Source organism: Pseudoalteromonas sp. ESRF-bin5, from assembly GCF_002632075.1.
GTDB classification, from domain to species: domain Bacteria; phylum Pseudomonadota; class Gammaproteobacteria; order Enterobacterales; family Alteromonadaceae; genus Pseudoalteromonas; species Pseudoalteromonas marina.
In genome coordinates this window covers 1-25,923 of record NZ_NTLW01000315.1, presented here as the reverse complement: position 1 = coordinate 25,923, position 25,923 = coordinate 1, and the positions used below count along the sequence as shown (strand labels likewise).

The 25,923-nt window shown below is 41.1% G+C and carries 16 protein-coding genes and 1 pseudogene; 9 read left to right on the top strand and 8 right to left on the bottom strand.

From position 1 onward, the window contains the following. Nucleotides 1-7: 7 nt before the first annotated feature. From apaG to lptD, 5 genes are read right to left on the bottom strand one after another with little or no spacing between them, the layout of a single operon-like run. Nucleotides 8-397 carry a Co2+/Mg2+ efflux facilitator ApaG/CorD gene (gene apaG / locus BCG07_RS19100; protein ID WP_006793227.1) on the bottom strand — a complete coding sequence of 130 codons (390 nt, stop codon included), beginning with the start codon at nucleotides 395-397 and terminating at the stop codon, nucleotides 8-10. Continuing rightward, nucleotides 381-1,187, bottom strand: a complete 807-nt coding sequence (rsmA, locus tag BCG07_RS19095) for a 16S rRNA (adenine(1518)-N(6)/adenine(1519)-N(6))-dimethyltransferase RsmA (RefSeq protein ID WP_006793226.1) — start codon at nucleotides 1,185-1,187, stop codon at nucleotides 381-383. Before rsmA ends, apaG begins: the two co-directional genes overlap by 17 nt. Further along, a complete protein-coding gene (gene pdxA / locus BCG07_RS19090) occupies nucleotides 1,184-2,176 on the bottom strand; it encodes a 4-hydroxythreonine-4-phosphate dehydrogenase PdxA (protein ID WP_203985125.1) in 993 nt (330 codons plus the stop codon). The genes rsmA and pdxA overlap by 4 nt, the downstream gene beginning before the upstream one ends. A 2-nt stretch (nucleotides 2,177-2,178) precedes the next feature. Next, on the bottom strand, nucleotides 2,179-3,474 hold the full coding sequence (surA, locus tag BCG07_RS19085) for a peptidylprolyl isomerase SurA (RefSeq protein WP_006793224.1): 1,296 nt from the start codon (nucleotides 3,472-3,474) through the stop codon (nucleotides 2,179-2,181). A gap of 39 nt (nucleotides 3,475-3,513) precedes the next feature. After that, nucleotides 3,514-5,760, bottom strand: coding sequence for an LPS assembly protein LptD (gene lptD, locus BCG07_RS19080; protein WP_006793223.1), 2,247 nt, complete (start codon nucleotides 5,758-5,760; stop codon nucleotides 3,514-3,516). A 112-nt stretch (nucleotides 5,761-5,872) separates the two neighbouring features. On the opposite strand from lptD, the gene BCG07_RS19075 reads away from it, so the two are divergent. The 3 genes from BCG07_RS19075 to djlA are packed head-to-tail and all read left to right on the top strand — an operon-like array spanning nucleotide 5,873 to nucleotide 8,415. Further along, nucleotides 5,873-6,874 carry an aminoglycoside phosphotransferase family protein gene (locus tag BCG07_RS19075; RefSeq protein ID WP_286891548.1) on the top strand — a complete coding sequence of 334 codons (1,002 nt, stop codon included), beginning with the start codon at nucleotides 5,873-5,875 and terminating at the stop codon, nucleotides 6,872-6,874. Further along, nucleotides 6,871-7,524: an N-acetylmuramate alpha-1-phosphate uridylyltransferase MurU gene (gene murU, locus BCG07_RS19070; RefSeq protein ID WP_008131831.1), complete on the top strand. Its 654-nt coding sequence runs from the start codon at nucleotides 6,871-6,873 to the stop codon at nucleotides 7,522-7,524. Before BCG07_RS19075 ends, murU begins: the two co-directional genes overlap by 4 nt. 33 nt (nucleotides 7,525-7,557) lie before the next feature. Next, nucleotides 7,558-8,415, top strand: coding sequence for a co-chaperone DjlA (gene djlA, locus BCG07_RS19065; RefSeq protein ID WP_138739838.1), 858 nt, complete (start codon nucleotides 7,558-7,560; stop codon nucleotides 8,413-8,415). Here djlA and BCG07_RS19060 read toward each other — a convergent pair. The 3 genes from BCG07_RS19060 to rapA form a co-directional block, all read right to left on the bottom strand. Then, the gene (locus BCG07_RS19060) at nucleotides 8,398-9,303 is read right to left on the bottom strand and encodes a DUF3530 family protein (protein ID WP_286891545.1); all 906 of its coding nucleotides are present in this window, start codon (nucleotides 9,301-9,303) and stop codon (nucleotides 8,398-8,400) included. The two genes, djlA and BCG07_RS19060, sit on opposite strands and share 18 nt — an antisense overlap. A gap of 119 nt (nucleotides 9,304-9,422) precedes the next feature. Beyond that, a complete protein-coding gene (gene rluA / locus BCG07_RS19055; RefSeq protein ID WP_243531686.1) occupies nucleotides 9,423-10,076 on the bottom strand; it encodes a bifunctional tRNA pseudouridine(32) synthase/23S rRNA pseudouridine(746) synthase RluA in 654 nt (217 codons plus the stop codon). 193 nt (nucleotides 10,077-10,269) lie between these two features. Further along, nucleotides 10,270-13,164, bottom strand: a complete 2,895-nt coding sequence (rapA, locus tag BCG07_RS19050; protein WP_286891543.1) for an RNA polymerase-associated protein RapA — start codon at nucleotides 13,162-13,164, stop codon at nucleotides 10,270-10,272. A 711-nt stretch (nucleotides 13,165-13,875) separates the two neighbouring features. Here rapA and BCG07_RS19045 point away from each other — a divergent pair. The 6 genes and pseudogenes from BCG07_RS19045 (at nucleotide 13,876) to BCG07_RS19020 (ending at nucleotide 25,869) form a co-directional block, all read left to right on the top strand. Then, on the top strand, nucleotides 13,876-14,874 hold the full coding sequence (locus BCG07_RS19045; RefSeq protein ID WP_286891541.1) for a LysR substrate-binding domain-containing protein: 999 nt from the start codon (nucleotides 13,876-13,878) through the stop codon (nucleotides 14,872-14,874). A gap of 223 nt (nucleotides 14,875-15,097) precedes the next feature. Further along, the gene (locus BCG07_RS19040; RefSeq protein ID WP_286891539.1) at nucleotides 15,098-16,228 is read left to right on the top strand and encodes an NAD/NADP octopine/nopaline dehydrogenase family protein; all 1,131 of its coding nucleotides are present in this window, start codon (nucleotides 15,098-15,100) and stop codon (nucleotides 16,226-16,228) included. Nucleotides 16,229-16,267: 39 nt separating this feature from the next. Further along, nucleotides 16,268-17,677, top strand: a complete 1,410-nt coding sequence (locus BCG07_RS19035) for a YfcC family protein (protein WP_286891537.1) — start codon at nucleotides 16,268-16,270, stop codon at nucleotides 17,675-17,677. Between the two features lie 70 nt (nucleotides 17,678-17,747). Next, on the top strand, nucleotides 17,748-20,237 hold the full coding sequence (locus BCG07_RS19030) for a TonB-dependent receptor (protein WP_286891535.1): 2,490 nt from the start codon (nucleotides 17,748-17,750) through the stop codon (nucleotides 20,235-20,237). A 377-nt stretch (nucleotides 20,238-20,614) separates the two neighbouring features. Next, nucleotides 20,615-22,011: pseudogene (locus BCG07_RS19025) on the top strand (PhoH family protein). A 66-nt stretch (nucleotides 22,012-22,077) separates the two neighbouring features. Then, a complete protein-coding gene (locus tag BCG07_RS19020) occupies nucleotides 22,078-25,869 on the top strand; it encodes a PAS domain-containing hybrid sensor histidine kinase/response regulator (protein ID WP_286891533.1) in 3,792 nt (1,263 codons plus the stop codon). The last annotated feature ends 54 nt before the right edge of the window (nucleotides 25,870-25,923 follow it).

Sequence of the window (25,923 nt, the reverse complement as noted above, 5' to 3'; positions counted from 1 at the left end):
GTTTTTACTAATGCAAAATATTAGGGCAAGCTAAACGAAATACATTAATAGGTGCTTCAAACTCTGCACCAAACTCGTTGCGTAGCGTGTAGTGGCCTTGCATTGTACCGACAGGCGTATCTAGGATAGCACCACTGGTGTATTTGTAACTCTCACCTGGGCCAATTGTGGGGGTTTCGCCAACAACGCCTTCGCCTTCAACTTCAACTTCTTTGCCGTTTGCGTCTGTAATTAACCAATAACGATGCAATAACTTAGCACTACATAAACTATGATTTTTTATTGTTACAGAGTAGGCAAATACGTATTTTTCTATTTCCGGCTGTGATTGACCTTCAACATAAAATGTCTCTACAGACACCTTTACAGGTGATCCAATATTACTGCTCTTTGTCATAAATCCAGTTAGCTATATCAATAAATTGTTGTAAAGATAAACTTTCAGCACGTAATGTAGCGTCAACACCTATGCTTGCCATTTCTTCGGCTGTAAGTAAGTTGCCAAGGCTGTTTCGTAATGTTTTACGGCGTTGATTAAACGCTTCTAAACATACCGTGTTAAGTATTTTTACGCTTTTAGCTGTTCGTTGTTCAGGCTTTTTAGGAATTAAGCGAATAACTGCAGAGTCAACTTTAGGAGCGGGCTTAAAACATTCTGGCGGCACTTCAATTACAGGCATTGCATTACAGTAGTACTGCGTCATCACGCTTAAACGACCAAATGTTTTACTGCCAGGACCTGCAACCATGCGCTTTACAACTTCTTTTTGAAGCATAAAGTGCATGTGCTCAATGTTATCGGCAAACTCAAAAAGATGAAATAACAATGGCGTGGAGATGTTGTAAGGTAAATTACCAAACACTTTTAACTTTTTGTCGTCTTTAACTAAGCTTGCAAAGTCGTACTTCATTGCATCGCCTTGGTTTACCGTTAATTTTGGCCCTAAAAATGGGTGTTCAATTAAGCGTTTTGCAAGGTCTTTATCTAGCTCTACAACTGTTAGGTGTCCGCTAAGTTCAGCCACAGGTTCGGTGATCGCACCTAAGCCTGGGCCTATTTCTACTAAATTATCTTCTGGTTTAGGATCGATTGCTGAAACTATTTTATCGATGATCATTTCATCAAATAGAAAGTTTTGTCCAAAACGTTTTCGGGCGCGGTGTCCTAAGTGTACTTTATCGGTCATTGATTTTGTGCTTTTTCATGGGCGAGCTTAATTGCTTCGCGGATCGCTAATTCAAAACTTCCAACATCGGCGGTACCTGTACCAGCTAAATCTAGCGCTGTACCGTGGTCAACTGAAGTGCGAATAAAAGGTAAACCCAGTGTGATATTCACCGATTTACCAAATCCTTTGTATTTTAGCACAGGTAAACCCTGATCGTGATACATAGCAAGTACGGCATCGGCCTCAGAAAGGTATTTATCCTGAAATAATGTATCGGCAGGTAGTGGACCAATTAAATTCATCCCTTGGTTTCTTAAAATATCAAGGGTAGGGGTAATTGTGTCTATTTCTTCACGGCCCAAGTGACCATCTTCACCAGCGTGCGGATTTAACCCACAAACTAATATACGTGGCCTTTCAATACCAAACTTAGTCCGTAAGTCGTGATCTAAAATAGTGGCAACTTTAGTCAGGCGATCTTCGGTGATTGCACGTGATACATAAGCCAGCGGGATGTGTGTTGTCACAAGTGCAACACGGAGCCCTTCTGTGGCTAATAACATGACAACATCTGCAGTGTTTGATTGTTGTGCAAAATATTCTGTGTGGCCACTGAACGAAATGCCGGCTTTATTTATAATCCCTTTGTGAACAGGGCCTGTAACGACAGCGTCAAACGTCCCATCCATGTTTTTTTCGCTTGCGATGCGCAAGGTGTCTAACACGTATTGGCCATTAGCATCGTTAAGTACGCCTAACTCTACATCATCACCTAAATTGACTTGATAAATATACACGCTGCCTGCGGGTGTTGTTTTTGCGGGGGCGTTTTCATCAAACTCAATGAGGTTTATAGGTAAACCTAAAAGTTTTGCACGTTCTTTTAATAGTTTGGCATCAGCAAGCACAACAAGTTGTGCGTCCCACGCTTGCTGAGCAAGCGTAATGAGCAAATCTGGACCAATACCGGCAGGTTCACCTGGTGTAATTGCTATTCTTAAGGTCATATTTATTCGTCTGTAGGGAAAATTTCAACATGGGCTTGTTCGCGCATTTCTTGCTGCCAGTTGAAGCTTTCTTCTTTAAATTTACGGTTAAATAGCATGCCATGTGCGCGGTTACGTTTTGCTAACTCAGTTTTATCAGCAACACGTTTGTCGAGTAGCTGTACTATATGCCAACCAAACTGGGTTCTAAAAGGCTCGCTAATCTCGTCTTGTTTGAGCGATAGTAATGTATCTCTAAACGCAGGAACATAGGTAGTTGGATCAGTCCAATCGTATTCACCGCCTTTGAGTGCAGAGCCTGGATCTTCAGAGTATTCTTTAGCGAGCTCGCCAAAATCAGCGTTGCCAGCACGTAGGTCTTTAGCAAAACCAGCAAGCATATTACGTGCTTTTTCTTCGCTTAGAATAATTGAAGGTTCAATAAGTATGTGGCGTGAGCGCACTTCTGTTGTTTCAACTACTTGTAGGCCACGCACATCTTGAACTTTAATAATATGAAAGCCAGCACCTGAGCGAAGTGGCCCTACGATAGCATCTTTCTTTTTACTCTTTACAGCTTCAGCGAAAAGAGAAGGCATCTCATTTATACCCATCCAACCTAATTGACCGCCTTCAAGTGCTTTTGAGCCGCTTGATGATGAAATTGCAATGCGTTTAAATTCTTGGCCGTCGTTAAGTAATTCAATAACTTTATCAGCACGGGTTTTAGCCGCTGATATTTCATCTGCTGTTGCTTCGTTAGGAATATCGATCAGGATGTGGCCAATATCATACTCTTCCGCACTTTGACCTTGGCTAGCCATTATTTTTAATAAATTATCGACTTCTTGCTCACTAATATAAATGCGGCGGTCAACGTTTGCGCGGGTAACTTGTTGTGTTGTGATCTCTTTACGTATTTCTTCACGGTATGCTTGAAAGCTATCGCCAGATGCTTCAACCGTTCGTCGTAAATCGCTAATTGTACCGCCTTGCTCTTTTGCAATGTTAGCAAGCGTTTGATCTAACTGGCTGTCAGAAATTTGTAAACCCATGCGCTCAGCCATTTGCATCATTAGTGCTTGGCTAACTAAACGCTCCATGGCTTGCACACGTAAAGTTTCGTCTTTAGGTAATTGTTGACCTTGTTCTTGGGCTTGCTTTTTTACACGATCAACAATGGAGTTTACTTCGCTTTGTAAAATAACACCTTGGTTTACAATGCCAACAACTTTGTCAATTTCTACTGGTTCAGCAAATGCATTTTGGCACAGGCTGATACTTAAAACGGTTGATACTAATAATTTTTTTAAAGTCATGTTCTATTTACTACTCTTGCTAATAGTACGTTTGTGATACTAGTTATTAAGAAAATACGGTCTACGATAGCCAAAAATACCTTGTTGTAATAGTTTTTGTGCATCATAGCGGCTTTTACTTCCCAGTCCTTTTAGTACAAAATTAAAACTAATACCTGAATCAAAGGTGGCTTGCTCTGTACCTATTGACTGATTTAAATCAGTTTCGATTTGGCGGTGACCAGTAATTTGAAACGCCCAACAGCACGATTCATACTGCAACCCACTTAATATTTCGACACTTCGGTTGTTTTCAAGGTCGCGATGATAGCTTGCAATAAACTGCCATTCGTCACTTATTGGAATACTTGTAAACACACCTGTTTGCTCAATTGTATTTCCTGAGACATCATTTGCATAGCGATGGTTCAATTGCACTAGCTGATTATTATCACCTTTGTAATCTAAAGTGGCATTTGATTGAATCATTTGTTTGCTATCAGTGTTGTACTGTATACCCGCAGAAAAATACCAACGACGATGCCAATGTACCATGGTTTGCGCTGCAAATAATGCATTGTAATTGGTATCTGAGTTTAAGCTTTGCTCGGTTGGCTTGGCATCATCAGATAAATAAAATATTTGTCCGGCACTAAAGTTAAAAATCTCTTCTTGTTTTTTATCAAATAAGCGCGTTGTTGCACCGAGCGTAAACTGGTTTGCAGCAGCTATTCGATCAACACCAGAAAAGCGTGTGTCTCTAAATAAGCCGTAATAATCGTCTTGTAATTTGGTTGTATCGTATAAACCAATATCAGATTGATCCTTATTAGGCGTATATAAATACTGTATTTGCGGCTCTAGTGTTTGAATACCGTCTTGGACAAGGTAGGACGTATCGCGCTCAAAATTAAGCTGTGAATATAAACGCACTTTTGGCAAAGTACGCGATACGCTTTGCTTAAACTGTGTGCCAGATAGGTCACCTTGTTGATCGTAATTTGTTTGTAATAAGCTTACTTCAGATAAAAATGACCATGCGTATTGGTCGTAATCAAACCGTGCTTTTGGCTCAATATGAACTCGAGTTGCTTGATCTATAATTGCAGAGCTGTTGGTAAAATGGCTCAACTCACCAGACACGCTAAAATCAAAATGATCAAATTTCCATGGTGCTGTTTGTGTGAAATTAATTTGTGGGATAGCAGTGTACGACTCTAAGTGATCACCCAGTACCTCAAAGTTTTGCACTTTTATATCGGTCCGCCATGTGTCTCCTAAATGGGTCAGTACGCCGGTACGATAAAGTTGAGTGTCGGTTTTACTCGCATAACTAGATTCTAAATCAGTAATGTAGTTATCGTCGCTTACATTGGTAACGTCAACACTTGCTCGCCAATTTTCGTTTAAGTAACTTTTTTGCTGCCAATGGAACATGTAGCGCTCACCAAGCGCTGGCTCTGAGTCGTCTTTGTTTAGGTATTCTATACCCACTAGGCCTTCATGTTGCTTGGTTAAATATCTAAGCTCTGTTTTTAGTTGCAAACCCTTGTTAGCCATATAACGTGGCGTGATGGTGGCATCTAAGTTAGGCGCAATATTCCAATAATAAGGAGTAATGGTTTCTAAACCATACTTGTCTGAACTTGAAATACTCGGGGTGAGTAATCCCGATTTACGGCGCTCGTCTAATGGAAAAGTAAAATAAGGTAAATACAAAACAGGGGTATTTAAAATTCGAAGTATGGCGTTGTGAGTTTCGCCCCAACCTTCTTCGCGAGATAAATTAATTTCGTCGGCTTCAATTTCCCAAGCTGGGGTTTCACCCGGACAAGCAGTAAAGCTTGCATTCATCAGTACTAAGCCAGAATCATTTATAGTGAGCTTTTCAGCACCGCCTTTACCTTGTTGTTCTGTTAGCTTGTAATCAGCACCTAACAGGCTAATTTCTGAATTATTTAAATCGGCATTTAACCCTGAGCTATTTACGTTACTAACAGCATCGCGATATACAATAGGACCTGTGGCATTAAGTAAACCACGTTGCTTGTCTATCAATGCAGTTTGTGCGGACAAACTCATATTAACGGTGTTAATATCAACATTGCCGGTAAATTCGGCGCTTTGAGTACCAAGGAGTTCTACATCATCAGCTTTAATGTCAACATTACCGAGTTTTACGCCAGGTAGCGGTTGCCAAGCTCTGGTTTGCATTGAAGTGCCACAAAGTTTGTGTGTCAGTTCAGTTTCGGCAAGCGATGGTGCGCTAACTACGCTTAGCATCAAAATGCCCCAGGTTTTGCTCATTTATTGACCCTAATACTGTGTGTATAAATATAATTTACACATAATAAAGGAAAATAATGGCAAATACAGTAATTGACCTAATTAACTTAGTTAAAAATAGATATCTTATAAAATGACACGCTTTGATAATTTACAACACTTCATAACGACCCACTTTGGCAAACAGCCAGATACACTTGAGGCGATAACCGGAGATGCGAGTTTTAGGCGGTATTTTCGCTTAACAATTAATAATCAGCACTTTATTGTAATGGACTCCGATCCACAAAAGGTCAATAACGCACCGTATTTATCTTTGAATCAAGTTTTTACTGACCAGGGTTTTTTGTTACCGCATATTATTAAAAGTGATGAACAACAAGGCTTTTTTATTTTAACTGATTTAGGCAGCACACACTTAGCTGACATGCTTAATGATGCAAATAGAACCGACTACTACACACAGTTAATAAGTTTATCAGCCAAGTGGGCACAAACGCCTGAGGCTTCAGATATGCAGGCCTATGGTAAAGACTTCATAGCGCTTGAATTGTCGATATTCAGCCAATGGTTAGTAAAAGAGTTTATTGCTGAACGCGTTGATACAAACCAACTTAAAATGTGGGAGTCGAGCTGCGATCTACTCACTCAAACCATGCTTGAACAACCCACGGTAACAGTTCATCGCGACTACCACAGCCGTAATATTATGCACAGCGATTCTCAGTGGGCAATAATTGATTACCAAGACACCGTACGCGGGCCACTTTGTTACGATTTAGTTTCGTTGTTACGCGATTGCTATTTTAAGCTACCTGATAATGAACTCGCTCAGCTATTAGCATTTGGATATAACGAGTTTAAACGCGAAGGCTTAGTCAGTAATACTTCGTTTGAAGAATTTAAAGTTTGGTTTGACTTAACGGGTTTACAGCGTCATTTAAAAGCCGCCGGTATATTTTGTCGCCTGTATTTGCGTGACGGTAAGGCCGGTTATTTAACTAATATTTTGCCTACCCTTGAATATATTGTAGATGTTGCTGAACGCTATCCTGAACTCAATGCACTCAGTGACTGGGTTAAAAATACGATAGTGCCAAAAGTGACTAAAAGATTAGAGCAGGTAAATTTATGAAAGCCATGATTTTAGCCGCAGGGCGTGGGCAGCGCATGATGCCGCTCACTCAAGCTATGCCTAAACCTATGCTTAAAGTGCAAAATAAACCACTAATAGAGCACCATGTTAATAACTTAAAGGCCGCTGGCATTACCGACATAGTGATAAACCTTGCATGGCAGGGTGATAAAATTAAAGCGTACTTTAAAGATGGCAGTCAATTTGGTGTAAATATTGTTTATAGCCAAGAAGTTGAAGGCGGCCTTGAAACCGCGGGTGGTATTATTCAGGCACTTCCTTTATTGGGGGAGTCGTTTATTGTGATAAATGGCGACGTATTTACCGATTACGATGTAAGCTCGCTTATGCAATTACATTTGCAACCAGGTGAGGCACATTTGGTGCTTATTGAAAATCCCCCACATAATCTTGATGGGGATTTTACATTGAGCCACTTATCGCCAGATAGTCAAAAATATACGTTTTCGGGTATTAGTCGTTATCAGGCTGACTTTTTTAATGGTTTAGAGCCGGGCATTCGTCCGCTTGGGCCGTTATTACGAGAAAAATTAAGTAAGCATTTAGTGTCTACCGAGCTTTATATTGGTAATTGGGATGACATAGGCACACCAGCGCGTTTAACGGCATTAAATGAGCGCTTGGCGTAAGCCGACACATAATTAATAGGAGTAGTCGTTTACATGTGGGGAAAAATACTCGGATTTTGTTTTGGTTTTATGTTTGGCAAAATTTTTGGTGCTATTTTAGGGTTATACCTTGGTCATTTATTTGATAAAAGCTTAAAAAATAATTTTGATAAGGCGGGTGGTTTTTCAAGTTTATTTAATGGTGATGACGTTCACGAGCGCCAAGCGCTATTCTTTTCAAGCTGTTTTGCAGTGATGGGGCATATTGCAAAGTCTAATGGCCGAGTAAGCGAGGTACACATTAAAGCCGCTAGCTTATTTATGGACGAAATGGGGTTGAAAGGCGAAGAACGCCGTGAAGCTCAGCATGCTTTTCAAGCGGGTAAACAAAGCGACTTTTCATTAAAAGAAACCGTCTATGATTTTAAAGAACGCTTTGCTAAGCGTCATGATTTACTGCAATTATTTTTAGAAATACAAATTCAAATGGCGTTTTCTGATGGCATTTTAGCTGAGCAAGAAAAGCAGTTATTAAGTGAAGTAAGCAAGCAGTTAGGTATTTCTAAAACTCATTTTGCGTTTGTACTTAAACGCTATCAAGCTGAATTTAACTTTAGAAAACAGCAACAGCGTTACCAACAGCAGCAAGGGCAAAGTAGCAGTTATAAAGAAGGCTCAGGGCACCATGTACCCCCCAACAATAATATGAATCGTGCGCAAGCGCTTGGGCTTTTAGGACTTAACGATGGGGCAACCGAGCGGGAAGTAAAAGTAGCGTACCGAAAGTTAATGGCGCAACATCACCCTGATAAATTAGTATCGCAAGGTTTACCAAAACATATGATGGAATTGGCGGTTAAAAAAAGCCAAGACATTCAAGCAGCCTATGAGTATTTAAAAAAGGCGGCGTAAAAAGCCGTCTATCTCTTTTGTTAGCCGAGCATGTTGTTGAGGTTGATCACGAAGCCCAAATAACTGGCGCTGGCGGTAGTCAAACTTGGCGTTTCGGTTAACCCAGCGCTGGCGATTTTTTAAGTTAATTAAAATATCACGGTTGTCGCTGGCGTAATAAATATCTAAAAATGCAGGCGTAACAAGAGACGTTGTTTGGCTTAAGCTTTTATTGCGCTTTGCATTGGGCAGATAGCTACTTACACTAATAAACGCATCAATACGCTCTTGTGGAAAGTCTGCATAGTACTCAGTTAAAACCCCTGCGCTGGTGCCTTGCGCAATCACAACGATATTAGTGGGTTCTTGCATCGCGGTTTGGTAAAGCGCTTTGTAGCGAGCAAGTAAATTTAGTTTGTAGTTATCGAGTATTTCGTCGCTGATGGCTTCAATGGCATCCACATGATGAGGCGCTTCATTTTTACTTGAAGCATTAGGCTGCTCTGACTCACTGTTGGCTTGACTCTCTGTTTCAGTGGCGGCACTTGGTGCTGTTTCTGCAGCAGGCTCAGCTATTTTACTCGCTTGCCAATCAATATCAGGGGTGGTCATCGCATAGGTGGTGTAGCCTAAATTGTTAAGCTCTTTGCGTAAGTAACTCATTCCAGCATTGTTGGTAGGGGGTGATTGCCAATCGGGAATAAGTAATACAACCCCTCTAAAATCAGCGCTCATGTACTCACTACGTAAACTTAAAAATTCAGTTTCACCTGCTAGCACTGTTTTTACTTCGTCGGTAGGTAAAAGGCGTTTAATATCGCTATTTTCAATACTTGATAAAGAAGGCGGGGCAATATGTTCTGCAGCCGTTGTGCAGAGTGCTAAAAGGGCTACACAGCTAAATGCCATGTAACATAGAATCTTTTTAAATAATTGCAAAAACACCATAACACGCTCAACCAGTCGTCATTAGTTAGGTATCGGCATGCTTGTTTAAAAGTTTAATTTTTCCTAAGTAATTGAGCCCATTAAAACTCGGGTTTTGCTTCAAAGGTCATTACTTGTTCGGTTACTGGGTGTTTTAGTTGCAACATTTGTGCGTGGAGTTGTAAACGCGGTGCGGCTGCAAGCGCCTCTTTATGAGCATAGAGTCGGTCACCTAAAATAGGGTGGTCAAGGCTTAGCATGTGTACGCGCAATTGATGTGAACGCCCCGTAATTGGAGTGAGCTCTACGCGTGTGGCGTTTTCTTCTCGTTCAAGTACTTTGAAATGAGTGAGTGATGGCTTGCCATTTTCATGATCTACCATTTGCTTTGGGCGATTAGGCCAGTCGCAAATAAGGGGTAAATCAACCGAGCCATTGTTTTGTTCAAGCTTACCAAAAACGCGAGCTATATAACGCTTAGCGGTTTCGCGATCTTGAAATTGCATACTTAAATGTCGGTGTGCAGCTTTATTCATAGCAAGGCAGAGTATGCCAGACGTTGCCATATCAAGACGATGAACAATTCTTGCAGTTGGAAATACGCGATTAACGCGGTTAATTAAGCTGTCGGCATGCTTAGGATCTTTACCCGGTACGGTCAATAATTCGCTGGGTTTATTAACAATGAGCAAGTCGTCGTCTTGAAAAAGTATGGTTAAATACGGGTTCATTGGGGGATTGTAATTAACTAACACGGCCGACCTTAATGATTTTGAAGGACGCTATTTTAGGGTAGCAAGGGCAAAGGCTCAAGGAAAACATTGATAGCCTGTACGAAGGCTTCTAATTTATATACTTTTTTGAATATAAAAAAGCGCGGTATAAATACCACGCTTTACTTAGCTGCTGTTGTTTGCAATTTTTACTAACAACTAAAAGCTCAAAACCTTAGTGAGAAACCACGATTAAGCGAATTGCATCTAGTTGTAACTGCGCCTTTTCAATGTGTGCAGTTAGCTCGGTGCGTTGCTTATCGTAAAAGGTAATTTCTTCTTGGCGAATATTAGGGTTAATTTGCTTAAGCGCGCTTAATCGCTCTTGTTCTTCGCTAAGAGACGTTTGCATTTTAGCTAGCGACTGTGCACGAATAACCTCGAGTTTTTCTTGTGCCATGTCTTTTGCAGTTGTGATCATAGGGTGAATTGCGCTTTGTAACGCACCCGCAAGTTTACTTGCTGTTTGACGACCAACGGCTGAAAGCTGTTGGTTAAACCCGTCAAATGCGACGTTTTCGCCTAAGTTATTACTGGCTTTATCAAGCAATATACGAATAGGCGTTGGAGGTAAAAAGCGGCCCACTTGTAATGCTTTAGGCGCCATTGCTTCGGCTACAAAAATAAGCTCAACAAAAAAGGTGCCCGCAGGGAGTTTTTTGTTTTTGAGTAAAGCAACCGATGCGCTACCAAAGTCATCATCACAAATCATATCCATCGTGCCTTGCACCATTGGATGATCCCAACTGATAAAATGTACATCTTCTTGCGAAAGTGCAGTATCACGGTCAAATGTCACTGTCATGCCGTCATCTTTAAGCGATGGAAATGACGCGCTTAACATATGCTCTGTAGGCTTTAATATAATTGTATTTTCGCCTTTGTCTTCTTGGCTTACACCAAAGGTGTCGAACACGTTAATCATGTAGCTGGGCAGCTCAAACTGGTTGTCGAGCTTTTCAATATCAGCAACTAATGAGTCGGCGGCGCCTTGCCCCGATGAGTGCAGTTCTAATAAACGATCTCGTCCACTTTCCATTTTTTTACGTAGCACAGTATTTTGCTGAGCGACTTGCTCAAGGAGTGGGTCAAGTTCGTCTTCATCACAGTTATGGGCTGAAATAAACTCGAGTAAGTCATCACGAAATTCTTTATACAATAGCTGGCCAGTTGTTGATGTGGTTTCAAACGCATCCAGGCCTTCATTGTACCAACGCAGTAACACTTCTTGCGCCGTGTTTTCAAAATATGGCACGTGAATGTTTACATCTTGTGTTTGCCCTATACGGTCTAATCGACCAATTCGTTGCTCTAGTAAATCTGGGTTTAATGGTAAATCAAATAACACTAGGTGATGTGAGAACTGAAAGTTACGACCTTCTGAGCCAATTTCTGAACACAATAATATTTGTGCGTTATCGTATTCGTCTGCAAAAAAGGCGGCCGCGCGGTCACGCTCTATAATTGACATACCTTCGTGGAAAACCGAGGCTTTAATCGCTTCACGTTCACGCAGTATTTGTTCAAGGCTAATAGCCGTTTCGGCCTTGGCACAAATAAGGAGTACTTTTTCGTGTTTAAGCGTTTTAAGTGTTTCGATTAACCAATCTACGCGAGGGTCAAAGGCGCCCCAGCTTGCGCTTTCACCTTCAAACTCTTGGAATATTTTTTCAGGAAAAAGAGCACGATGCGCGCTCAGCTCAGCGTTTTGAATACCACTCATGTTACCTAATACCGACATGGCCGTTTTGTATTGCTTTGGTAATGCCATTGGATAGGCATGCAATTTACGACTTGGGTAGCCATCAATGCCACTGCGGCTATTTCTGAACAATATACGGCCAGTACCGTGTCTGTCGAGTAGCATGTTAAGTATTTCTTTACGCGCTGGTAAATCACCTTGCTGTGCTTTTTCAAGAATGACGGTAATGTCGGTTTCTTTTAATAGCTCGATAAGCGTTGCTTTTGCATTGTCGTCAAGAGCTTGCTCTTGCAATAACTGGTTTGCAGCTTGCGCTACATCTTTGTAATTGGCTTCTTCTTCTTTGAATACGTCGTAGTCGTAAAAACGGTCAGGGTCGAGCAATTGTAAACGTGCAAAGTGACTGCTATGGCCTAGTTGATCAGGCGTTGCTGTAAGTAAAATAAGGCCTGGAATATCTTGGCTTAGCTCAGCCATGCGCTGATATTCAGTACTTGGTTTACCGTTATTAATGCTTAAGTGGTGCGCTTCATCAACAACTAATAGATCCCAATCAGCCAATGTGGCTTGTTCAAACCAGCGCTTTTTCTTGGTTAAAAACTCAAGACTAGTAAGGACTAGCTGCTCTGTATCAAATACATTTGGCGAGTCGGCAAAGGCTTCGTCGCAACGCTCTTCATCAAAAATAGAAAAACGTAGGTTAAAGCGGCGTAGCATTTCGACTAACCACTGGTGCTGAAGGTTTTCAGGTACAACAATAAGTACACGGCTGGCGCGGCCACTAATAATTTGCTGATGCAGAATCATGCCTGCTTCAATGGTTTTACCTAAGCCTACTTCGTCAGATAATAATACGCGTGGTGCAAAACGTTTACCTACTTCTTGGGCAATATAAAGCTGGTGTGGAATAAGGTTGGCACGTTGACCAATCAAGCCTTTAATAGGCGACTGTTCACGCTCAAATTTATGTAACCAGGTTTGGTAGCGTAACGTGTAGCGATCAAAGCGATCGATTTGCCCCGCAAATAAGCGATCTTGTGGTTTATTAAACTTAATAAAATGATCTAAAAAGGTTTCTTTTAATTTAGCGGCTTCACCAGTATCAAGGCGAGTGCCGTGGTAGCAAAGTAGCTCGCCTTGGACTTCAATAGACTCAACTTCTAATTCCCACTCTTCAACGCTTTTGATTACATCACCAAGATTAAACGACACGCGGGTAACCGGTGCTTCTGCCGAAGAGTAAACACGGTTTTCACCGCTGGCAGGAAATAAAATGCTGACCTGACGGCCTTCAATGGCAACCACGGTGCCTAATCCTAAATCTGACTCTGTATCACTGATCCAACGCTGACCTAAGGAAAAATTCATGTATGTCTCGTCTATGAAGAAAAAGGCGGCTATGTTACCTGTTAGCCAACCCCATCGCAAGGCGCTATTAGCCTGACTTTTAATTAATTATAGCAGTTTTAACTTTGCACCTTAAAACATGGCTGCAAAGTGCTATTTTTGGGGACTAAAGGAGGATATTAGTTGCAAAAAGTTTGCTGGCTCCAAAAGGGACGTCGCTCGGTATGTGCTATAACCGTATTGCAGTAGATAGCGCTTATAGTTGTAGGGTTATTGTCGAGAACGGGGTAGCATTCGCTACTCATTGACTTAAACAATAACAAATACAGCATAGCGACAGTAGCCTTACCTCGTTTTGCAGCATTTCAAGCACAGCGAGTATAACAGGCAAGGTTTAGTTGCTATTGTAATTGTTATTTTGCAATATTAGGGTCTGTTGGCCTTTGCGGATTAATATTTGTTCAAACTAGCGGCCATTCAATCGCGGCGCGAGGTGTGTAACCTAGTGGGCTTGATAACTGCTCCTGCGTTATTCTACTGGCTTACATCCATGTAAGAATAAGTAAAAACCGAGCAAAGCTTCCGCGTCCTGCTCACGCCCTTTACCTACATCCATGTAGGCAACAAAGAGTTAATTGTCCCTAGGCAGAATCCTTCGGGCAGCGCCTGTTTGGCATTAATGCTGCGTTATCACCTATTTATCGGGAATAACCACATTACATAGGCTTCGCCTTGGCTAAATACCAAACAGACTGCTGCAAATTTAGCCTTGAAAGGTCAGCAGACCCTAACAATGTTTTATTATTTAATGGATTATTAGCAATGCAGTTTCAACAGCTTAACGCATTTAAAGCAGTATATGAATTAGGCACAGTCACCGCTGCCGCTGACTATATTCACATTACCCAGCCAGCTGTAAGTCGCTTACTTTCAAGCTTAGAACATAATATTGGCTTTAAACTTTTTCAGCGCGTAAAAGGGCGTTTGTTACCAACCGATAAAGGCAAGGCCTTTTATATTGAAGTATCAAAAGCCTACAGCGCGTTAGAATCGTTGTCAGAAAGTGCTGCCGATATTAAAAACAGCAGTTATGGTAGCCTATATATTGCTGCTTTCCCGATGTTATCTAGCAACTTTTTACCAAAATTGTTAGGCAAGTTTCTAAGTAGTAGGCATAACCTACACTCATCACTTAAAACCTACCGCTCAGAAGAAGTGCTTCGGCGCACGGCATTGCAATCATGCGATATAGGCTTTGCCTTATTGCCTGAAATTACCACGGGGGTGACGAGTATAAAAGTGGAGTGCGATTGCGTGTGTATTTTACCGCATAATAGTCCGCTTGCGGCACTTGAGAGCATTAGTCCGCATGACCTTGAGGGCTATGCAATGATCAGTTGTGAAAAAGATCATACTCAGCGCCAAGTTGATAAAGTGTTTAAAAAAGCAAAAGTGAAACGCAATGACGTTGCAGAAGTGTCATTAGCAATAGCGATAGCCAGTTTAGTATCTGAAGGAGTCGGCTCGGCTATTGTTGATCCATTTTCGGCAAAGTATTCCAGCGATACTGGCACGGGCATTATTACTAAAAAATTTACCCCAGCAATCCCTTTTAGGTTTTTTATTTTACTCCCAGCATTAAGAGCTAAATCTGAAATTATTGATCAGTTCATTGAATTATTTTTTCAAGAAGCTAACAGCGCGGGTATCGAATTAAGGCGCACACGATAGCGAATTCCCACTTAAAGCATATCAATATCATTATACCGTGTTATTGCTTTTAACAACCGTTAACATCGTTACCTGCTGTTTTTAGGTTGCTTATTGTTTTTTGTAACATTGACTATAACATTTAGGCATAGGTGCTGCTGCTACTGGCATTAGACAACATTACTCCTGCTGATTACAGTTTATTGATTAATAAGCTTAAATCTCTTCGTTAGGATGTAATGTTGTGAGCATAAATAAAACACAAGTAGGTCGAAAAGTAGCAGTCTTTGGCGCCGGTAATGCAGGTTTAACCGCCGCTTTTCATTTTACTCAACACGGATGTAAAGTTGCTTTATATGGCTCTGCAGGCTTTGATGAGCAAATTCATGCTATTGCGGCTAACGGTGGCATCACATCGTTGACACAACACCAAGGTATAAATTTACAACATGGTGGGTTTGAATACATAGACTGCCTGACTACCGACATTAAACAAGCCGTTGCGTATTCCGATATTTTAATTTTACCTGTGCCTTCATTTGCACAAGTGCCATTATTCAAAGAAATGTTGCCATATTTACAAGACAATCAAACCCTTGTTTTAATGCCGGGTAACTATGGCTCTTTGGCGCTAAATCAAATCAAAGATGAAATGGGTTACCAATCATTACAGCTCACTTTTGTTGATGCTATTTCGATTCCTTGGGCAACACGAATCACCGGTAATGCTGAAATAGCCATCTTTGGTATTAAAGCGTTTTTACCTATGGCTGCACTGCCGGCCTCTCGAACTGAAGAAAGTATTGCAAAGCTGCAAGAGATTTTTCCATTAACTTTAACGCCACTACCAAATGTGATTGCCGCCGGTTTAGAAAATATTAATTTTGGTGGCCACCCGTTAATGACCTTGCTCAATATCGGATTACTGGAAAATTACCCCGGTAAATTTAATTACTATACAGATTGTTGCTCGCCAGCCACGGCCAGAGCGTGTGCGAAAATGGATGAAGAGCGTTTAGCGGTTGGTGGTGCGTTAGGATTAGCATTAAAGTCAGAGCTACAAGCAATGAATGAGCTATACGATATGAGCGCGAAAAGTGTTTATGAGTTAAATAAAACATCGGCGACGCATGGCAGTGTTAATAGTGCCCCTGATTCGTCGCGTAGTCGTTATATTACCGAAGATGCGCCTTATTTATTAGTGCCTTGTTCGCAATTTGCGCAGTTATTAAATATTCCAGTGCCTATTGTTGACTCTGTATTGCATTTAACCAGTGCGCTTAACGATGATGACTACTTTACTAGCGGCCGCACCCTAGAAAAAATGGGCTTGGGTGATATGACGAGCGCTGAAATCATCGCGAAAATTAGTTAATAATCTCTATAAATAATAATAAACTAGGTGCTCATCAACATGCTGAAATTTAAACTTCCTTCCGTCTACACCATATTGTTTTTACTCACTGTGTTAATAGCGGCGCTGACATGGGTAGTACCTGCTGGTCAATATGAGATGGCCAACAATGCATTACTAGGTAAGTTAGTGCCGATTTCCGGCACATACCATCAAGTTGAAAGTAGCCCACAAGGTTTAAAAGACGTTTTATTAGCGCCGATAAAAGGTTTTTACGACCCTGAGAGTAATCAGTCTCGTGCCATCGATGTGGCCTTGTTTGTGTTAATTATTGGTGGCTTTTTTGGTGTGGTTAATCACACCAAAAGCATTGATAGTGCCATTTATCAAATCACGGTAAAACTGCAAGGGCGTGAAATTTGGCTGATCCCAACATTAATGGGGTTGTTTGCCTTAGGCGGTACGTTAATTGGCATGGCCGAAGAAACGTTGCCTTTTTACACCTTAGTGATCCCCGTTATGATTGCTGCCGGTTACGACAGTATAACCGGTGTTGCCGTGGTGATGATTGGTGCTGGTATTGGCGCGTTGGGTTCAACTATCAATCCATTTGCTACGATTATTGCCTCTAATGCGGCCGAGGTAAGCTTTACCGATGGGCTGGGGTTAAGAATCGCTATATTAGTGCTTGCTTGGTTATTATGCGTTGTTTACGTAATGAAATATGCGCAAAAAGTAAAAAGCAATCCTGCACACTCTATCGTAGCCGCGCAGCAAGATGACGACAAAAAGTACTTTTTACATAACTCAGCCGCTAGTAACAATATGGCTTTATCCTTTCAGCAAAAGCTAGTGTTAAGCGTTTTACTTCTTACCTTTATCGCGATGGTTATTGGCGTGTCATACCTTGATTGGTGGATGGCTGAAATTTCCGCACTTTTTATTGCTGCCACTTTAGTAGTGGGGGTGATGGCTCGCATGACAGAGCAAACAATAACAGCAACGTTTGTTGAAGGCGCCCGTGAGCTATTAGGCGTGGCATTTATTATTGCCTTAGCCCGTGGTTTAGTTGTGGTGATGGACGAAGGTAATATTACGCATACCTTTTTACATTATGCAGAAGGTTTTTTAAGTGATCTTTCCCCCATTGTGTTTATTAACACTATTTACTGGGTTGAGTCTTTTTTATCGTTGTTAATTCCATCGTCCTCTGGTTTGGCTGTGTTATCAATGCCGGTTATGGCACCGCTAGCTGATTTTTCTAATGTACCCCGAGAGCTGGTTGTTACCGCTTATCAAGCGGCATCTGGCTTACCTAACTTAGTGACTCCTACATCAGCGATTGTTATGGGGGGGCTCGCTATAGGACGCGTTTCATATAGCCATTGGCTTAAATTTATTTTACCTCTATTAGCAATGATTGTATTGCTGGTCATGGCGATGTTAAGCATCGGCGTACTGTTAAGTTAATCGATCGAAACAACCTATATAACACTAAAAAAATGGCATAGCGCCAGAAATATCAATCAGGAGAGATAACATGAAGGTAAATAATTCGCAGTTATTTAGAATGTCAGCTACCTGTATGGCGGTAGCAGCTGTACTGACTATACCTAGCTATAGTTATGCAGCAGAGGCCGCTCAGCAAGCTGCAGCAACGGGGATCGAACGTATTCAAATTTCCGCTTCGCGCCGCGCATCAACGGTGCAAGAAGCGCCACTTAACATTACCGCACTAGACGGTGATGTGATGAAAGATCAAAACATTAGCCAGCTTTCTGACGTAGCACGGTGGGTGCCGGGATTAAGTATTGCTGATCAAGGTGGTCGTGAAGGCTCACCCATTATTGTGCGAGGGTTAAACACAAACTCAGCAGGTCCCGCATCTGACGGCGGCACCGTTGCCACCTACATAGGTGAAATTCCACTGGTAGTGGATATGAAGCTAATCGATGTTAAGCGCGTTGAGGTGCTAATTGGTCCACAAGGGACTTTATATGGCGCGGGCACTCTGGGTGGCGCTATTCGTTACTTACCAAACCAGCCAGTGTTAGATGAGACGTCAGGCTCAGTTTATGGCGATATTTTCGCGTTATCAGCCAGTGACGATACCGGCGCTGAAGCGGGGTTTGTGTTCAACGCTCCTATTATTGATGATGAACTTGCGGTGCGCTTTGCTGTTAATTATTTAAACGAACCAGGTTATGTAGATTACAATTATGTGGTGCGTGAAAGTGGCGTGTCGTTACCTGATCCCGATTGGTCTAATACAAAAGCGGTTAATGCTGACTTAAAACAGTTAAAAGACGCGAACGACGAGCAAACAATCACTGCCAAAGCGATGCTACGCTGGCAGCCAACAGACAGCTTTGATGCCACCTTGTCTTATTTTTATCAAAAACAAGACGTGGGTGGTCGTTCTATCGTACATGACAATAGTTTAAGTGCTAGCAACCCTTTATCTGGCGTACTCGGTAAGTATGAATCAGGCTATCGCTACGATGAACCTAGAGAAAAAGAAGACAGCTTAATTAGTTTAGAAATGACGCTAGACTTAGGTTTTGCTGAGTTAACCTCCGCAACGGGGTATTCAGCGTTTGATGCGGTTGGTCAACGAGATCAAACCGACTTATTGATCCGTTTAGATTACGGTTATGAAGAGTTTCCGAGCTTTTCAGCTTTTACCCGTGAAGTGGATGATGCAACCAATATCACTCAAGAAATTCGCTTAGTTTCCACCGCTGACTCGCCACTAACCTGGATTGTTGGTGGTTACTATAATAAGTTTGAAAAAACGGAAGATAGCCGTGAATTTACACCGGGTTTTGATCAATATGCCGTTGATAACTGGGGCGCAAACCAACTCCGCCCAGACTCATTAGAGTATATTTCAATTGTAAACGCTGAAATTACGGAATCAGCATTGTTTGGTGAAATCACCTATAGCGTTACCGATAAATTAACACTCATGGCCGGCGCCCGTTTTTATGACTATGAAGTAAACTCGTCTTCTGCCATTGATTTACCTTTGTACTATACGTTATTTGATAATTATGCCGCCGATGAAGTAAATCTCAACTTTAAAAACACCCCAACGGCAGCCGATGACGGCAGCTTATTTAAAATTAATGCTAGCTACCAATTTAGCGATGATGTCATGGCATACGCCACGATCAGTGAAGGCTTCAGAGTGGGTGGCGCTAACAGTGTTGCGGCATGTCCAGAAGATGTAGCAAGCTCTGACATTCAAAACATTTGTGCATTGCCCGATGAAACGCTTTATCAGGCTGATACCACCACTAACTATGAATTAGGCTTTAAAAGCACCTGGTTTAATAATAAATTCCATTTCAACGCCGCCTTATTTACGGTTGAGTGGGACAATGCGCAAGTGGCCGGTGCCACTTTCTATGGCCAACAATCAATTACCAGTAACGCCGCAACCGCCGAGGCGAAAGGGGTTGAAATTTCAACACGCGCTATGCTGTCTGATAGCCTAACAGCCTATGCAACTTACGCTTATACAAACGCAGAATTAACTAAAGATGCGCCATTTTTGTTTAAGGTATTAAATCAAAATGAGCTTGATGCCGGTGTCGAGCAAGATTATTACGATGGTAAAGATGGCGATCGCTTACCGGGTTCGCCTGAGCAACAGTTTTCACTGGGCGCGACCTATTCCACGGAACTATTTGACGATACCTTGCTAGACATCAACTATGGTCTTACCTACCAAAGTGACGTGTACTCTAAAGTGGGTTTGCGCGCTGACGGCGAAGCGTTACCAGGTTATGCGTTAAGCAATATCTCGGCAAGGTTTTCAAAAGACGAATGGTCGGTAACCTTATATATGGATAATATGTTTGATAAATATGCTTATAGCTCAGTACGCCGCGACAAAGGTGATATTGGTTTGGCTAAGTATCCAGCAATGAACTCTAATGATGCCAGCCTGCAGCGTAATTATGGTCATTACCTGATCACACCTCGTACCGCCGGCGTACGTTTTGAGTATTTGTTTGGCTTGTAAGTGAAACACTTAAATATTCAGCGCTCAGGTTAATGCGCACACTGTGTTTGTAAACACTGAGTCACTTAAAAGCACCGTATTGCCAAATACGGTGCTTTTTAATTTTATGACTAATAATGCTCAATGCTAACCCTAGAGCTTGCTTACTAAGGCGCAGTTAGACGGCTGAGATGTGCGTTTAGCAGCTTGCGGTTTATATTCTGCTTAACCATCGGTGAGCTGTAAATATAACTAATGGTTGTCATAAAACGGTCTTTTATGACAAATAGACTAAACTTACATTATGCCTTGGTAATTAAGTATTGCAGGTTTACATTTCTGGTTTTACTTTTTTATTAGGGTATTACATAAAAATCATAAAACGTAAGGATAGTGCTATGGAAAAAGCTTCGAACCTTCACCATAAAATGTACGTACTAGACACCAACGTACTCCTCCACGAGCCCCTCGCTTATTTGTCTTTTCAAGAACATAACGTGGTTATTCCGATGACCGTACTTGAAGAGCTTGATCATATTAAAGATAGAAAACACGATGTAAGCCGCGATGCCCGCGTTGCAATTCGTGGTTTAGATGAGGTACTCAAAAACGCAACCCCTGAACAAATGCTACAAGGTGTAGCCTTACCCAGTAATAAAAAAGCAAAGTCGAGCTCTGCCGGTACGCTCATTATTGTTAACGACCATTTATTCGCAGATTCAATTTCGGGTTTGCCAGGCAATGAAAACGACCATCGAATTATTAACTGTGCTGTATACTTACAAAAGCAGCATAGTGATTCAAAAGTGATATTGGTTACCAAAGATATAAACATGCGCTTAAAAGCTAAAGGTGCAGGGCTTAAATATGTAGAGGATTACCGAACAGATCAGCTTATTGATGATATTAATTTGCTCACTAGCGGTTATAAAAAAGTAGAGGGTGATTTTTGGGAACATGTAGGGCAATGCAATACAGAGCAGCATGGGCGAGATACGTTTCATCATGTGCCTAAAAATTTAATACCCGATGTATTTTGTAATGAGTATTTACTTGACGAGAGTAATCACTTTGCAGCTAGGGTAAAGTCGTTTGATGATAAGCACATTACTATAAAAGATATTAGTGTTGAGCGGTTAATGCATCATCATGCATGGGGCGTTAAGCCCAAAAATATTTATCAGGGTATGGCGCTTGATGCATTACTTGATACTAGCATTGAACTGGTGATTTTAACGGGCCCCGCTGGATGTGGGAAACGTTATTAGCGCTTGCCTGTGCACTTGAGTTGGTTATAGAAAAAGGTATTTACGATAAAGTGCTTGTGACCCGAAATACCCCTGAAATTGCAGAGTCTATTGGTTTTTTACCCGGTACGGAAGAGGAAAAAATGGCGCCGTGGCTCGCTGCTATTACCGATACGCTAGAAGTACTCCATAAAGGTGACGAGAACCCAATATCGAGCCGAAATTACATCATGGAAAAGGCCAATGTGCAGTTTAAGTCGGTTAATTTTATGCGTGGGCGCAGTATTCAAAATGCGGTAGTAATTTTAGATGAAAGCCAAAATTTAACAGCGTCTCAACTTAAAACAATTATTACTCGTTGCGGAGAAGGCACCAAGCTCATTTGCACCGGTAATTTAGCGCAAATAGACAGTAACTATTTAACGCCAGTTACATCAGGTTTAACCTACATAGTAGAGCGTTTTAAAAACTTTGAAGGCAGTGCAACTATAAATCTTAATGGTGTTGTAAGGAGTCGGTTGGCTTCATTTGCAGAAGAGAATTTATAACTTGCGCTTAACTATTTGGCTCGATAGTCTAATGATTGATTTTCGGGCCAAATGGCAGACTACACGTTGAATTTTTTACCTCTCAAACATTATTATCGCTCTTTAATTGTTGCCCTGTTGGTGCCTTTAATCGTTGCTTTTTTACTGTGTTTACATCTTTACAATATCAAGCTTGAGCGCACAGTAGAAAAACGTGACGCTGATTTTCTTAATATATCCGCCCAAATAAATCATGGCATGCAATCAATCAGTGATTTAATGGCTAATATGCTTAACTTATACGAGCAGCCTGCACTGAGTCTTGCTAATCGTAATTTATTTGAAGGTATTAATCAGTACGAAGGTTATTACTATCGCCATTTTACTCAACAAGGCACCGAGATTGTAGGTAAAGGGGATTTTAATCTTTCACCAAATGAACTTTCAAAGTGGCAACAGTTAGTTAAATTAGGTCCTTCGTTTAATACAACTCTGGCACTTATGCAGTCGCTTAGCGCCGTTGCGTATGTTGATGAAAATGGCGCTGCATTTGTAGCTAGGCGTAATAAGAGCAAGAGTTTATTACTAACAGAGATTCTTGAAGGGCGATTTAAACCAGACTTTTCAGGCAGTCTTTTATCTTCAAGCCCGATTGTAAATATAGACGGGAAGGCTTACTACTCAATCGGACGCCAGCGAGAACTTGGCTCGCGTGATTATATTATCGTTATTTACGATGTGGAGGTTATTTCTGCTTGGCTAAAAAAAGTTACACCAAATCAGGGAGAATATATATTTGTTAATCGGTTTGATCAGGTTGTTGCAAGCACAAAAAATGCGATAGCTGAGGGGATCACACTTAAAGAATACTGGCCTGAAATGGCGGCATCACAACAAAAATTAACGGTGTTAACCAGTGGCACAAACTTTTTTATGCAGCCAAAAAGCAACCTCCCAATACATGCTGCATTTTATGAGCCTAAATCCGATTTTGTAAATGTTATTCGGTATGAAATTTTACTCGAATTTATATTTTTAACGCTGTTTTTAAGTTTAATGTTTTGTGTGTTCTTTTGGTTAAGTCAGCGCATATTTTTAAAACCTATGACACATCTTATGCATTACTTAGAGCAAAGCAATAGCGACAACAGCAAAGAGTCTAATTATCAAATCCCTATTAATTGGCAGCCATGGTTCACTAAAATAAAACTAGTATTTGCTAAAAACAGACAACTAGTCGATTCGCTGCAAGATGTAAACCGAGAGCTTGACGAAAAGCTGCAATTGCAATCAGAAAAACTAACACGCAGTTATCAAGCTAAAGAGCGACATTTAGCTTTACTAAACACAATGTTAAACAGTGTTCCAGATTTTATATATTTTAAGAATATTGATGGGTCTTTTTTAGGGTGTAACAAGGCATTTGAAGCGTACATTGGGTGCGATCAAAGCGCGCTAGTGGGTAGGCGTATACAAGATATAACTGACGAATACGAACAAATAAGTATTCTTGAAAAACAGGTTTTACAAAATCGCAGTAATGTTCAGCAACGCGTTGATACAGATGATAAGTCTTACCAACTGACGATTGCGCCTTTTTACAATGAGCATCAGCACTTGTTAGGCACAATGGGGATCGGTAGAGATATAACAGAACAGCAGCAAACTTTACATGCACTAAAAGCGTCTGAGTCTAAATTTAGAAGTGCTATTGAATTTGCTGCAAACGGTGTTGTGCTTCTTTCGCTTGATCAGACTATATTGCAGGTAAACAAAGCAGCAAGAAAACTATTTACTGAGCAAGATGTGTTGGTAGGTGAGCAACTTAAACTGCTATTTGATGATAGTCAGTGGCAAGAAATTAAAACAAGACTAGCTCAGCTGCTTGATGATAAGAAAGAGGTTTATCATTTAACATTAGCACGAGGAAATTTGACTAGCTGGCTTCAACTCAGTGTATCGCTCGTGTGGGATGAAAAGCGAGATCCTTCGTATTATGTTATCCACTTACAAGATGTGAGTGCATTAACTAAAGCTAAGCACAATGCTGAGCGCGCAACCCTTGCTAAAAGTCGCTTTATTGCTAACTTAAGTCATGAAATACGTACCCCTTTGAATGCGGTGTTAGGTTTGCTTGACATGCTTATAGAGCAAGGGCTTACGCAAAGACAAATTCAGCAAACAGATCAAGCTAAGCAAGCTGCGCAAAGTTTACTCTTAATGCTCAACCGCATGCTCGATTTTGCCAGAGTTGAAAGCGCACAGGCTGAGTTAAAACTAGCCCCATTTACGGTTGTGGAACTTGTTGATATTTGCGATAGCTTAACAGGGCCCTTGTGTGAGCAAAAAGGGGTTGAATTTATTATTGATGTTGACCCTTTAATTGCACCTAGTTTGATTTGCGATAGCATAAGACTACAGCAGGTGTTGGGTAATTTATTAACTAATGCTGTTAAGTTTACTCACAATGGCAGTATTACCTTAAAAATGGAGCTAATTGAGGGAGATAGTACCGAGCAAGCGATCTGTTTTAGTGTAAAAGATACTGGCAGCGGGATTAATGAGGCTGACCAATTACGTTTATTCGATGCCTTTACACAAGGCGATGAATCATCAACACGCGCCCATCAAGGTGTAGGGTTAGGGTTGGCTATTGTAAAACATGCTGTATCGCTCATGGGCGGCGAGATAGCCGTAAACAGTGAGAAAGGCCTTGGTTGTGAGTTTTATTTCAGTATTAGTTTACAGGTAGACGATACAAAAAATCAGCTGTTGCCTGTTGATGCTCTGGCTATTATATCCCAGCGAAGCCGAGCTTTAAAACGCGCTGTAGCAGCCTATTCAGAGTTAACCAGTATTGACTTAGATGAAGCATTGAATTACCCAATCAAACTTTCGGGATGTAATCAGCTTATTGTTGATGAAGCTGATTTACCTGAGCTATTAAGTGTAAAAGCAATATATGACTCGCTTACTTCACACGCTGTATCGGTCATTATCGTTAATCATCAGCTAACCTTTAGTTCATCTATGAGCAAAGGCTTATTAGCGCAGCATGTTAAAGCATCTGCACTTGGACAGCGATTATTTGATTTAAGTAGTGGTTTTGCATTAAAGCAAATTGCAAGTGACGCTAATATACAGGCACAGCAACCGAGTAGAGAGGTGTCAGGTTTACTGATCTTGGCAATTGATGATAATAAACTAAACTTAGAAATTATAAGTAGTGTTTTAGAAAAAGCTAATGTAAATGTTGTAACCTCAACCAATGCATCTGATGGTATGGAGCTGCTACAAGTTTTAAAACCAGATCTGATTTTAATGGATGTGCAAATGCCGCATATAGATGGTTGTCAAGCTACTACGTTGATTCGTCAACAGTTTGACGATAAGCAATTGCCTATATTTGCATTGACAGCGCATTGTGAACCTGCGGATATAGAGCGTTCGTTAAAATGCGGTATGAATAAACATTTAACAAAGCCCGTTGTAGCAAAAGTACTACTTGATGCTATTGCAGATATGCAGATCACTAAAACGGTATTTTTTGATAGGGCATTTGCCTTAGCTCAATTTAGTGCTGATGAGGCGTTACTTAATACTATGATTGATAAATTTTCTAGCCTATGTGAGACCCAATTACAACAAATTGACGAATGTACCGTTAAAGGTGAATTGGTACGTTTAGTGCATAGTATCAAAGGAGTATCGGGTAACTTGGGTTTTAAGCGGTTATCGTCTTGTGCGCTTCAGTGCGAAAAAAGTCTTAAAGCAACCAATGACCCTGAAGATCAAATCATAAAAGAGCTTATTATGCAGTTGAAGCAGGTTATTGTATTTATTAGAGGTTTGGAGGCGGTGGATGTCAAAAAAAGCTAAAGTGCTTGTAGTTGACGACGATCCACTTAACAGGTTAGTGCTTGAAAAAACGTT